The organism is Pedobacter polaris (assembly GCF_005116505.1).
In the GTDB taxonomy this organism is placed as follows: Bacteria; Bacteroidota; Bacteroidia; order Sphingobacteriales; family Sphingobacteriaceae; genus Pedobacter; species Pedobacter polaris.
This window is the reverse complement of record NZ_SWBR01000002.1, coordinates 1386106-1398487: the sequence shown is the minus strand read 5'-3', so window position 1 is coordinate 1398487 and position 12382 is coordinate 1386106. Positions and strand designations below refer to the sequence as shown.

Sequence of the window (12382 nt, the reverse complement as noted above, 5' to 3'; positions counted from 1 at the left end):
GGGAAGTGTTGGAGGGCTGTGGATCTTCTGGGACAGTAGCGCCGGGCTGGCTTTTGCCAATGTTCTTTTTGTACCAGTTCACAAAATAGCGGACTACCTCACCGCTGTTAAGACCATGCTTACGGCCAAGTTGGGATTGGCTCAGTTTGCCTTCAAGATATTCCCTTGCAACGGCAATTTTAAAAGATTCATCATAGGTAACAGGGTTTGAACCTGCTTTTCCCTTTCTCGGTCTTTCCATATTAATATAAAGTTAATGGTTAGTCCGAATTTTGTAAGGCAGTTTTAGGAATAGACAGCTAGAAGATATACCCAACAATAGCTAAAGGTGTATTTGTAAACCCTAAAAGTTACATCACTAAATGAATCTACATTTTTCTGTATTTACCATCTAATAAATTGAACTATTACTTTAGTTTTTATTTCGCTACTGTTGGTTTGGCATTTTTAACATAGGTGTCTAACCAGGTATTCATTTCCCAAAGCATGTGTAAAATGTTTTCTTTTGCTCTGTAACCATGGGCCTCATAAGGTAGATAGACAAAACGAGTAGTGCCCCCATGACCTTTAATGGCGCTAAATAAACGCTCACTGTTAATTGGGAAAGTACCCTGATTATCATCCATTTCGCCATGAATTAATAAAATGGGTGTTTTAATTTTATCAGCATAACTAAAAGGACTCATCTGGTAATATAATTCAGGAGCTTGCCAGTAAGTACGATCTTCATTTTGGAAACCGAACGGAGTTAATGTTCTGTTGTAAGCGCCACTACGAGCTATACCAGCTTTAAATAAATTGGTATGCGCCAATAAATTAGCAGTCATGAATGCACCATAGCTGTGGCCACCAACGGCCATTCTATTTTTATCTCCAATACCCATATCGCTCAATTTATTAATCGCAGCTTCGGCATTAAGTTTCAACTGCTCTACAAAAGTATCATTAGGTTTTTTGCCATCTTTTGCAACAATTGGCATTTCTGCGTTGTCTAAAACAGCATATCCTTGAGTTACAAAAAATAATGGTCCGCCAGAACTAATGGTTGTGAATTTATCTTGTGAGCCTCTAATTTGTGCTGCATCTGCAGCTGAGTTAAATTCACGTGGATAAGCCCATATTAAAACTGGCAATGGTCCATCTTTTTCTTTATTATATCCTTTAGGTAAATATAAATCGCCTGTTAAATCAATGCCATCTGCACGTTTGTAAGAGATTTTCTCTTTAGATACACCTTCTAATTGTGTATATGGGTTTGTGAAACTAGTAATTTGTCTATCAGCTACACGTAATACTAAGTTTTTGATGAAATAGTTTGGTGCATCTTTTTGACTTTCTTTACGCGTTAATAGCACTAATTTCTGTGGATCTAAAACATCGGTAACCATTTCGAAACTACCTGGCTGGCTACGCCACAAAATTTCAGATTTTTTAGTAGCCAAATCAAACTTAGCCAAGAAAGGTAAATCGCCTTTGGCAGAAGCACCTGTAGGATTATTTAATAACAATTTGGTGCCGCCATCTGTAGTTAAAATTACTTGACGACCGTATTTATTTTTCTCAGTTACTGGGAAACCAGGATTATTATACGCATCATTTGTACTCAACTCATATAAAGTTTCTAATGCACCAGTTGTTGGGTTATATTGGCTTAATCTTGATAGTTGCTTAGCTCTAGAATTTTCTCTTACCAAAGCTAAAGATGCATTTCCCCAACTTACACCACCAAAACGCATTTTAGTTTTGAATAGCTCTTTTGGTTCGGCACTAAAAGGAGCAGACATTTGTAAAACAGCATCATGATATTCTACGTTTTTCTTAATTAATCCGCTATCTAATGGTTTAGACCAAACTACAGTAGCAGCTTCATCATCACGCCAGTCGAAACCTCTTGGTACGTTTTGAACGTTATCATTGCCAGATGGTCTTTCTTCAGTACTAGGTAAGTTGGCTAGCGTTTTAACAACTTTCCCTGTTCTATCAGTAATATTTACAACAGATGGAAAACCATACGCTGAAACTAAATAAGAGAATGGTTTTTTAATGGTACGCACCATCATATAATTTTTATCTGGAGATAAGGATACGCTGCTATATATTGCAGGTTTGCCAATAGGTGTTTCTACACCTGCTTTATTTTGAACCAATTGTGAAGTTGCAAAGAACTCAAATAACTGCTCATCAAATGGAGATTTAATTAAATCTTGTAAAGTTGCACTTGGAGCCGATTTGCCTAAGTTTTGTTGAATTGTTGGCCCCTTTGGCGCTAATGGACGGGTTGGCTGTAAAGTTGCTGCCTTTGTAGCCACACGATACAATAGAGTCTGATCATCAACCCATGTTGCACCACCACCCATAATGGCATTTAAAGCAGTTTTATTAACTTTTGTAGTTTTAGCAGTAGCCACATCAATGATATATAAATCTACTCTTGTTGGTGTAGTATTTGTAAATGCTATTTTAGTTTCGCTTGGATTCCAATTTACACTGCCTGCATATAAGGGAGATGGTAAGCCCGTAACTGCAATGGTTTTTCCACTTTTAATATTTTTTAAGCTGAAATTATTGATAAAAGTTTGACGACTTGGGGAGTAGTTATTAGGGTTGATACGCATGCCAGCAATACGATATTCGGGCATTGCTAATTCTTCAATTGATGGATAGGAGTTACGTTCGCTAAATAACATCCACTCAGCTTTGCTATCTATGCTAACACTTGGTGTTGGTTTTGCTAATAATAAATCTGTAATTGCTTTTGGAGGTGTTTGATAACTTATTGCGTCTTGAGCAAAAGCATTGCTTCCTAATGCAATTAGAAAGAGATTTAGTATAATTTTTTTCATTTTAGTGGTTTAAGTTTACCTAGCTATAAACTTACACATCATAAAATGAATTTATCAATTTGTATCAAAAATTTGATATTACAAAACTATGCCTTAGTGATAAGTATTGTAGCTTTCTTCTTGGTAGAGGCTGGTCTTGAAGTATCTGGAAAAGGGGAAACTTCCATTAGTTTCAAAGTATAGGATACACCATTTAACACAATTGTATTTTTTCTTAATACTTTGTCAAGACAATCGTTGGCACATATTTCTATAGTTTGTTCACCATTTTTATCACGAAATTTTACTTTAATTAATACATAGCCTGCAGAAACACAATTTGCGTTTATTGGGCAACGAGTATCATCAACGTTTATAAGCGTAAGTGTGGCTGAAGTACCATTTTCGGGCATTTGTTTTGTCTGATCTAGCGAAACTTCATAAGTTCCAGAAAGGTCGCTCGAATTCCCTTTTTTGCAAGCTTGTACAAAAACAAGGATGGTTAAGATAAAAGCTATGAAAGATAGAATAAGTTTGGTTCGTTTCATTTGTTTTAAATTTGTGGTTTATTAGTAATACGATAAAAGCCAATAAAACGCTACAGTGCTTTAATGATATTTTTTAAAATTAGTAAGCATTTGATTTCATAGATTCTATACTCCTTTTTATTTTCCGTAAATTTGCCCCATTATCAATTTAGCAAGAGAAAAGTGTCATTAGAACAATTAAAATTAAGTAAACCATTAGTGTCTGCTATGACAGCAGCAGGATACTTAAGTCCAAAAGAAATTCAGGCAAGAACAATGTCTCGCATATTAGGTGGGCAAGATATTATTGCCATTGGGCCAGAAGGATGTGGTAAAACTACAACTTATATTCTTGGTGTTTTAATGCGCTTAAAGTATGGTTTTGAAGAAGCTCCACGTGCGTTAATCTTAGTGCCAACTAAAGAGAGAGTGCTTGAAGTGATGGAACAATTTGCTCTTTTAAACAGAAATCAGACTATTCGTATTGTTGGCTTACATGCAGATGGCGGGATGGAAGCTCAAATTAATGAACTTACTGACGGAGTTGATATTGTAATTGCTGTGCCCTCAAGAGCAAGGGCTGTGTATTTGAAATTGGGTTTAAATACCAATAAAATTCAAATGTTTGTGGTAGATGATGCCGCAGAAATGGTGAAACTGGGAATGCAATTGCCTATAAATGAATTGGCTAACAGTATCCAGAAATGTCAACATTTAATCTTTACAGAAGTAATGCATGATAGACTGGATCTAATGATTGATCCATTTATGAAATTACCTACAACTATTGAGATAGAAGAGTTAGAAGAAAATGAAACTGAAACACATGCACAACTTTTATATCATGTGCCCAATTTCAGAACTAAACTTAATCTCTTAAATCTTTTATTGAAAGATACTGAGGTTTTTGATAAAGTTGTAGTATTTGTAAATACGCGTCTAACTGCTCAAACTTTGTCTAAAGATCTTTTTGATGGTAAAGCTGATGATGTATTTGTTTTTAAACCCTTGTTTTTTGACGAAGCGGGTTTTGATGACATTGAAGATTTTAAAGCTGTAGATGAAGCAAGAGTTTTAATTATAGCTAATGAGGGTTTAAAAGAGATAGATTTAAATGGAATCCCATTTATTTTCCATTTTGAACTGCCTGTGCAAAAGGAAACTTATTTAAACAGAGTAATTAAACATGATGATCAAGATGTTGTTGCCATAACATTTACAACAGATTTAGAATTGCCTCAAGTTAGAAAAATTGAGCAAGCCATTGGGCAAAAAATTGAAATAGCCGATTTACCTGAAGATTTATTGGTAGAAGAAGTAACTAAAGCTAAAGCGCAAAAGAATAAGATATTAGCAGAGCAGGAGGATGAAGAAAATATTCGAGATTCTGCTTATCATAAAAGGAAAGAAAGCAATTCAAAAACTACCAATTATGGTATTGGCCAAAAGGCGATTATGAATAAAAAGAAGAAACATGGATAGGATAGGTTAGTTAAACCACATAGCCACATAGAATAACTTAGCTATTGTTTCTATATGCCTATGTGGTAAAATAATTTTTCTTTCTTTGATACTGAGCATATTTCCTGCTAAACGAGTATCACGATGGTTATAATGATTATTGCTTAATTTCCAATCTGAGTTACCTTTTTGTCCATTTTATCAGCATAAGCTGAGGGAAATATGGCGTGTTTTTTCTCTACCATTTTTTCCATCAATTCCTTTACATGAGTCTGTATTTTTGCTGGTAATGCATAAAATGTAAGGTCAACCTGTGTTTTTCTAGCGGGATCTAAAACACTATTTTGATGTCTTATCGCTACCTTTTGACCTTTATAGTAAATTAAAATTTTAGCTCTGCCATCGTCGTAACCATTTGTGCCAAAAGTGCCATAAACAACTATTGGGTCTACTAATCCATCTCCATCTAAGTCGTTAAATTCGCAATACTTTGTCCAAAACCAAATAGAACCTTCTTTTTCAACACCTTTTAAACTTGGTGTTTTAAAATCGTTTATTTCCCATTTTTTTAAGACAATTCCTTTATCCGATTTGAAATTAAAAGCTTTGATGGTATTGTTTACAGTATCTTTAGCTTGATTAATGCTATCTGCACTTTCAGTTAGTGCAACATAGTAAGTCCCACTTTTATCTGTATAAGTATATGCCCTAAAAATCGGGAATTTGATTAAGTTTTTCTTTCTAAAAGCATCACTAAAAAACTCGTCAGTTTCTGATTTTGACAATATTTTGCTTGTTGTAGTATCTGTTTGTGCTGTTGCTTTTAATATAACAAAGCTTAACAGTAAAAGAACGTATATTTTTTTCATTGGTTGGGTGTATTGATGGTAACAAATATATAAAATGATGCTTTATTAATTTGAAAGTACCATGCAATTTTTTTAGTAGAGCGTTTTCATCAGATCGATGACTTTAAACTCTGAAGGAATGGTTTTTAATGCTGAAGGATATGGTTCTTTAAATATGATGCAGTCAGTAAAATCACCAATATAATTTAAGATATATTCTTGTTCTACAAACGTCCTATCTCTTCTTCCTGTTAGTGAAAAATCTCGTTTACCATTAATTTTTATGGAAATTGGTTTATCTTTTTCAAGTTCGCACACTTTAAATTCACTACGTGGGGGATCCCCAACTTCAAAGTACCCAGGTTTTAAGTATAATTCAATTTTTTCATCCAATTTAAGCTGTAAAAAGTCAAACTTGTTTAAACTATTTCGTTTAAAACAAAGGTTTTTTTCTGTAATATACACTACATTTTGAGGTTGATGAAAATTGTCATCAATGATTACAATCAAATCACACTGCTCAAAATTTTGCTGATCTAAAATAGAATCGGGTAAATAAACTACATCATCCTTCACATAACCAGCAGTAGATTGAATTGGTTTCCAAGCTATTTTCTCTTTCCTATCTTCAAATGACTTTTCTTCTTTTCCATAGGTATTAATGTTCCTGAAAAGTTGAACAACTTTGACGGGTTTTTTAAAGGTTATAGATTGGGATTTCATTTTGTTTAAGAAATAGATTTTTCAAATTGATAATGTCTACCGTCAAACCATTTCCACCTGTGAGGCTCAAAACCGAAATAATGATAACCATTATGCATTAAAGCAACTTCAATTAACTTAAAATCTATAAAACAAAATTGAGTAATTTCTATTTTTTTTCCGTTTCTAAGATAGATGATGATTTGTTTGAAAGTTTTAATTCTATAACGAACATCTGATGCGCTATATCCAATAACGTCTTCCTTCTTTATGTATTTCTTAGAAAAATTTAAAAAATTAATCTGTTCAATTCCTTTTTTAGAAAAGACAAAATTTTTAGTTTGGATTAAAAAAGCCTTAATGAACATAAACCCAAAGAAAAAAGTGATTAGCTCGATAAATATTATTGAACAGATTGTTTTTAAATCGAATCCTTTATTGAATAATTGGACTAAAATAATAAAATGAAAAAACAGAGTAAACCATCCAATTAAAATAACTACTAAAAATCTAAAAACTGGAATTATAAAATTAAAAGTTGGCTTAAACTCATCCATAGTCTCTACAATTTCTTAGCCTCATTCCAATATACATCCATTTCTGCAAGCGTCATATCCTGTAAAGCTTTGCCATTTTCTTTTGCCTTGCTTTCTAAAAACTGAAAACGTTTAATGAATTTTTTATTGGTCTTTTCTAAAGCATTTTCTGGATTGATATCTATAAAACGAGCATAATTGACCAAAGAGAAAAGCAAGTCTCCAAATTCTCCTTCAGCTTTTTCTTTATCTATGTTTTCGTTTTCGGCAATATTAAATTCATCCTTAAACTCTTGTAATTCTTCTTCAACTTTTGCCCAAACCTGCTCTTTTTCATCCCAATCAAAACCAACACCTCTAGCTTTCTCTTGTATTCTACTTGCTTTAACCAAGGCAGGTAATCCGGCTGGTACACCACCTAAAACAGATTTATTGCCTTCTTTAAGTTTAATTTTTTCCCAGTTACGTTTTACATCTTCTTCATTATTCACTTCAACATCACCATAAATATGTGGATGACGGTTGATCAATTTGTCACAAACTCCATTTAAAACATCAGTAATGTCAAAATCATTTGTTTCACTTCCAATGCGAGCATAAAAAACCAAATGCATCATTAAATCGCCAAGTTCTTTTTTTATTTCAGACAAATCACCTTCTAAAATGGCATCAGAAAGTTCGTAAGTTTCCTCAATGGTTAAATGCCTTAAAGTTTCCATGGTTTGTTTTTTATCCCATGGACATTGGGTACGTAAAGTATCTAACACGTTTAACAATCGTAAAAAAGCAGTATCTGGACTTGTAGTAGCAGGAGGTGGAATATTTGCAGGCATATTATTTAATGATGTTAAAAGCAATGAGCATGGTGGTAATAAAAAGAACAATTAAACCAAATAGAAATAAAATATCTGCCACCCGTTCCATTTTAGTAGAACGAGAAGTTGAACTTCTCATGGAGAGAAAGGATAAGATACAGCTGCACATAAAAACAATAATTGCTAAAGCTGCACCCTCATCTATATAAGATGACTCTTCTAATTTTGAAATCTTAACCGAGGTTAAAACAATAAAGCAAAATCCCAATAAATTGGCAGAGGTGTTTAAAATATGTGGCGATCTATTTTCTTTATCTTCTTTCATTATTCAGCCTCTTCAAGCTTAATTTTCTTGGTAATTCTATAAGTTCTTCTTTTTCTAGGAGTATGACTTCCTTCGCCAAGTAAGGCTCCCCAAGGCTGTAAACCATCAACTCTTTCAAAAATAATCTTCAGCATTGCTAAATAAGGAATACACAAAAACATACCAGAAATGCCCCAAATCATTTCGCCCACAATTATACCAATGAATGCAAATAATGCATTTATTTTCACCTTTGAGCCTACCACTAACGGCATTAAAATGTTTCCATCTAAAGTATGAACGCCAATAAAAGCAAAAACCACAAATAAAGCTTGTGTTGCTCCGGCAGTAGCGAAAGTAATTAAGGCACTGATCAATAAAGCTGTAGAAATTCCTAAATAGGGTATGATGTTAAAAATTCCGGCAATTAGCCCTAAAAGAATGGCATATTTTACCTCTAACAATGATAAAGTTATGATCATTAATGCAGAAACGATTAACATTTGAAGGAATAAACCAGTTACATATTTTCTAATGATGCGTTGTATTTCTCTTACAATATCATTCACTTTTGCTTTATGCTCCTCTGCAAAAACAGTAGTTAAAAATGTGAACAATAACCTGCGATAATTTAAAATGAAGAATGTAAATAATAAGGTAAAAGCTAAAAATAATAAGCTTGATGAAAGGGTTAATAATGTAGTTCCAATAACAACTGCGCTTGTAGCTAATGATTTTTCAATTCCATCAGTTAAATAAGATTTCTGCTTATATTCATTAATATGAAATGTTTTAGCTACCCAACTTTGTATGTCATGAAAGGCAGTTGTAACTTGTTTTACCAATAATGGCCAATCTGCCCAAAGCTCAGTTAATTGATTAGCTAAAAAATAAAGAATGCCATAAAGTACCGCAATCATTAAAACTACTGCAGTTATTGCTGCTATACTTCTCTTAAGCTTTAATCTGCGCTCCAATAAATTTGCAAATGGTAAGAGTAAAAAAGCCATCAATAAAGAAAATAATAGCGGAGATAGGAGGCTTTTTGCTTCGATAGCCAAATAACCCAGCATTATAATAGATAAAAGAACTAAAGCTAGTTTGGCAACAAAAGGCAAAGAAATCTCTTTCATGGTTGATATTTTGAATAAAGATAAACGATTGATTTAAAATTGCTAATTGTTTATTAAATTGATTTAAGACTTAATTGCTCTCAACATCTCTCTTTTACCTAGTGCTCCGGGTAATTTTTCAATGGTAAAGCCACAAGCCTTTACAGCTCTTTTTAAATTTCCGGTAATGGCATAACTCACAAAAACACCATTAGGCTTAATGAAGTTACAGGCATGAGCAATCACTTCATTTGTCCACATTTCTGGCTGGTGTTGTACCGAAAAGGCATCGTAATAAACCACATCAAATAAGTTCCCGCTTTTAAAATCTGTTAATGCACTATGTGCAATTGTTAATTCGCAGTACGATGATAGGTTTTTTGGAACTTTTAATGATTCCTCATAATTCTCAATAAATTTATTCCAAACATTTGCTGGTACATATTGATCATAGCCTGTTTGCTCAATTAGCGCTCTTGATAATGGAAAGGCTTCAATGCCAGTGTACTCAAGTTTGATTTTATTTTCTTCACACTGTGCAAAACTAAGGATGAAATTTAACCCTGTTCCAAAACCAACTTCTAAAACTTTAATCTCTTCTCCCGGATTTTTTTCTATTGCATATTTCAATCCAGCAGCTAAAAAAACATGTTTGCTTTCTTGTAAAGCACCATGAGCAGAGTGGTAATGTTCGCCTATAGTTTCATTAAATAAAGTGTTAGATCCATCTGCGGTTTTGGTAAGGATATTCATGTTTCAAAAATAAGTTTTTAAATTAGCAATATCTTTAATCGACTTAAGCTTTAATCTTTTCGCTTGGTCTTTAAGCTTAAAAAATGGATATAGAAAGTTTTAGAGAATATTGTTTGAGTTTACCTGGTACTACAGAAGGCATGAAATGGGAGCACCTTTGTTTTATGATTGAAGAGAAAATCTTCGTTATAATTGCAATTGATGAGGGAAATAGCTTTTCTACTAAATGTACGCCTGAGGAATTTGATGAGTTAACGGCCCGTGATGGAATTAAACAAGCTTTCCATATGGCTAAACGACAATGGGTTCAAATAGCAGATTTAGATGTTTTAAATGATAGTGAGCTTAAACAAAGAGTAGAAACTTCAAGAAAACTGGTATTGGCCAAGCTCTCTAAAAAAGTACAGGAAAAGTATTTGTAAGATTGATTTAAGTTTCTAAATCCACAGTTACTCTTCCTGTAATTAACTCTACTTTCTGTGTTCGCTAAAGAAGCGCCATATGGTTTCGTTGATATCTAGTTTTTGGTGAGTGTACCCTAATGGATAACCGATATTAAAGGGATCAGTTCCAGGCCAGGTATGACCACCATTTTTTATCGTGATTAATTTTACAGCTGCTTCGTTGTTTTTGACTTCGGTAAAGGTTACATCACTATCATTTGGGCCATATTTAATTACCTCTGTTTTAGCATTAGCTGTAATCACATTATGTGCTTTCCAATATTCGAAGGTATTTAAAGCAGATGCATAAGCATTCTTTTTCCCTTCATATTTAACCACTTCATCTGCTGTCCCATGCACTTGTAAAACGGATATTTTAAGTTTGGATTGATTGTAAAACTTTACTGAATCTGGCAATGGTGCACCAACAGAAGCCACAGCGGCAAAAACATCAGCCATTTCTGAAGCTATTCTATGGCAAAGGAAACCACCTCTCGATAAGCCCGTAGCATACAAAGCTTTTTCATCAATATTATATTTCCCTTTTAGAAAGGTTAACATTTCTTTGATAAAACCAATATCGTTACTCCCTTTTTGATATGACATTTCAAATCCCACATTCCAATCTTTATTGATACCTAGAGGGTAAATCACTATAAACTGATTTTTATCAGCTGATTTATTCATGTTCGTATAAAACATCTGCTCTAAATGGCTCATTCCGCCACCATGAAAGTTAAATACTACTGGAAAATTTTTGTTATTGCTATTGTAATTCTTTGGCGTGTATACAATAAAATCTCTTTTTTTGCCTTCAAAATTAATGTGCTGTCTTTGTGCTTTACTTGTTGTTAAATATCCAATCATTAACAACATTAATAAGATTTTTTTCATGAGTTTTTCTTTCAAAGAGAAACCTTATTAACACAATAAGCTGAGAGAATGATAATTTAGATAGTCTTAATGACCATTTTGAAGCTGGTTTTTATAGCCAATGGGGGTTTGTTTAGTCTGTTTTTTAAAAGCTTCATTAAAACTGCTTAGGCTATTAAACCCAACTTCGTAAGCAATTGCAGCTATCGTATAATTAACATAATTTTGATCATGAAGCATTTCTTTGGCGGCTGCAATGCGGTAAGAATTAACAAAAACATTAAAGTTGTTATTGAAATTAGAATTGATAGCCATTGAAAGTTTTTGCGGAGAAGTTTTCAAATCTTTGCTCAAAGATTTTAGAGAAATGGAGTTGTTCTTGAATTGTTTTTCATCCTTTATTAAAGCCAAAACTTGATGATACAGTAAATCAGCTTCTCCTTGTTCAACGGCTGTTGTCTTGTATTTTATTGTTCCTATTTTTTCTATATAGCCATTTTTAAATGCTATAAATGTAACGGTAAAAACCAATACTGAGTAGGTGATAGGACCGATAATATAGGGGACAAAATCTTCAAAAAGGTTTAAAACATAAATCAACCAAATTACCATTAAAGTAGCTACGAGAATTTTAAGCCATTTTAAAGTTTCTGTTTTTTGTGTCTCCTTAAAAGCGAAAATGTTTTTTAAGGCTAGCAATAAATAAAGAAGGTAATGACCATAGTAAATTACAAATAGTACAATAAAAAATGAGGTTGGAAGTTGTTTTACAAGGTCTTTGGTGACCAAAAAGCCAAAAACAAATGCAGGGATAAAAACAAGAAAATGAATGAGCTGGAGCTTAGTAAATTTATAATTGGGTACGATGAGTACCTTCGTGTATAAATAAAAGAGGGGTCCCAAAATCAGTTGTGTACTTAAACCGATAAAAATAAGTCTTAAATCAATTCCACTTCCTAATTCCATAAACACAGATTTTCCAATTCTAAAAGATAATACTAGAATTAAAATGCAGAGTATTTGATTGGCTAGAATATTGCCTTTACGGTAAGACCATAAAAATATTGATAGTAAGAGACCTAGTAAAACACCAAAGCCACTAGCTAATATCAATATGATTTGTTGATGGGGCATATTATAAATAGTAATGGTGTTTTTAATTTAAAATCACACAAAAATAGCCATC

The 12382-nt window shown here is 33.1% G+C and carries 14 protein-coding genes; 2 read left to right on the top strand and 12 right to left on the bottom strand.

The genetic code is table 11. From position 1 onward, the window contains the following. From FA048_RS12085 to FA048_RS12075, 3 genes are all read right to left on the bottom strand, one after another. Window positions 1–241, bottom strand: a 241-nt coding sequence (locus FA048_RS12085; protein ID WP_136841204.1) for a transposase, incomplete at its 3' end; no start/stop codon positions are given. Between the two features lie 178 nt (window positions 242–419). Further along, a complete protein-coding gene (locus tag FA048_RS12080; protein WP_136841202.1) occupies window positions 420–2843 on the bottom strand; it encodes an alpha/beta hydrolase family protein in 2424 nt (807 codons plus the stop codon). An 86-nt stretch (window positions 2844–2929) separates the two neighbouring features. Continuing rightward, on the bottom strand, window positions 2930–3370 hold the full coding sequence (locus FA048_RS12075; protein ID WP_136841200.1) for a hypothetical protein: 441 nt from the start codon (window positions 3368–3370) through the stop codon (window positions 2930–2932). 162 nt (window positions 3371–3532) lie between these two features. Between FA048_RS12075 and FA048_RS12070 the strand changes: the two genes are divergently transcribed. Then, the gene (locus FA048_RS12070; RefSeq protein ID WP_136841198.1) at window positions 3533–4831 is read left to right on the top strand and encodes a DEAD/DEAH box helicase; all 1299 of its coding nucleotides are present in this window, start codon (window positions 3533–3535) and stop codon (window positions 4829–4831) included. A gap of 143 nt (window positions 4832–4974) precedes the next feature. On the opposite strand, the gene FA048_RS12065 is transcribed toward FA048_RS12070, so the two are convergent. From FA048_RS12065 to mnmD, 7 genes are all read right to left on the bottom strand, one after another. Next, window positions 4975–5679: a M949_RS01915 family surface polysaccharide biosynthesis protein gene (locus FA048_RS12065; RefSeq protein ID WP_136841196.1), complete on the bottom strand. Its 705-nt coding sequence runs from the start codon at window positions 5677–5679 to the stop codon at window positions 4975–4977. 72 nt (window positions 5680–5751) lie between these two features. Further along, the gene (locus tag FA048_RS12060; protein ID WP_136841194.1) at window positions 5752–6381 is read right to left on the bottom strand and encodes a hypothetical protein; all 630 of its coding nucleotides are present in this window, start codon (window positions 6379–6381) and stop codon (window positions 5752–5754) included. Window positions 6382–6386: 5 nt separating this feature from the next. Then, a complete protein-coding gene (locus FA048_RS12055; RefSeq protein ID WP_136841192.1) occupies window positions 6387–6917 on the bottom strand; it encodes a hypothetical protein in 531 nt (176 codons plus the stop codon). A 5-nt stretch (window positions 6918–6922) separates the two neighbouring features. Next, window positions 6923–7729 carry a nucleoside triphosphate pyrophosphohydrolase gene (mazG, locus tag FA048_RS12050; RefSeq protein ID WP_136841190.1) on the bottom strand — a complete coding sequence of 269 codons (807 nt, stop codon included), beginning with the start codon at window positions 7727–7729 and terminating at the stop codon, window positions 6923–6925. A gap of 1 nt (window position 7730) precedes the next feature. Beyond that, entirely contained in the window at window positions 7731–8036 is a 306-nt protein-coding gene (locus tag FA048_RS12045; RefSeq protein WP_136841188.1) for a hypothetical protein, read from the bottom strand. Further along, window positions 8036–9148: an AI-2E family transporter gene (locus FA048_RS12040; RefSeq protein WP_136841187.1), complete on the bottom strand. Its 1113-nt coding sequence runs from the start codon at window positions 9146–9148 to the stop codon at window positions 8036–8038. The genes FA048_RS12045 and FA048_RS12040 overlap by 1 nt, the downstream gene beginning before the upstream one ends. Window positions 9149–9211: 63 nt before the next feature. Next, a complete protein-coding gene (gene mnmD, locus FA048_RS12035; RefSeq protein WP_136841185.1) occupies window positions 9212–9880 on the bottom strand; it encodes a tRNA (5-methylaminomethyl-2-thiouridine)(34)-methyltransferase MnmD in 669 nt (222 codons plus the stop codon). Between the two features lie 83 nt (window positions 9881–9963). On the opposite strand from mnmD, the gene FA048_RS12030 reads away from it, so the two are divergent. After that, complete coding sequence (locus FA048_RS12030) at window positions 9964–10302, top strand: MmcQ/YjbR family DNA-binding protein (protein ID WP_136841183.1); 339 nt, start codon at window positions 9964–9966, stop codon at window positions 10300–10302. 48 nt (window positions 10303–10350) lie between these two features. Here the strand turns inward: FA048_RS12030 and FA048_RS12025 are convergent, their stop codons facing one another. Together FA048_RS12025 and FA048_RS12020 are read right to left on the bottom strand one after the other, a co-directional pair. After that, window positions 10351–11217 carry an alpha/beta hydrolase family esterase gene (locus FA048_RS12025; protein WP_136841180.1) on the bottom strand — a complete coding sequence of 289 codons (867 nt, stop codon included), beginning with the start codon at window positions 11215–11217 and terminating at the stop codon, window positions 10351–10353. Window positions 11218–11283: 66 nt separating this feature from the next. Further along, on the bottom strand, window positions 11284–12330 hold the full coding sequence (locus FA048_RS12020; protein ID WP_136841178.1) for a helix-turn-helix domain-containing protein: 1047 nt from the start codon (window positions 12328–12330) through the stop codon (window positions 11284–11286). Window positions 12331–12382: the final 52 nt, after the last annotated feature.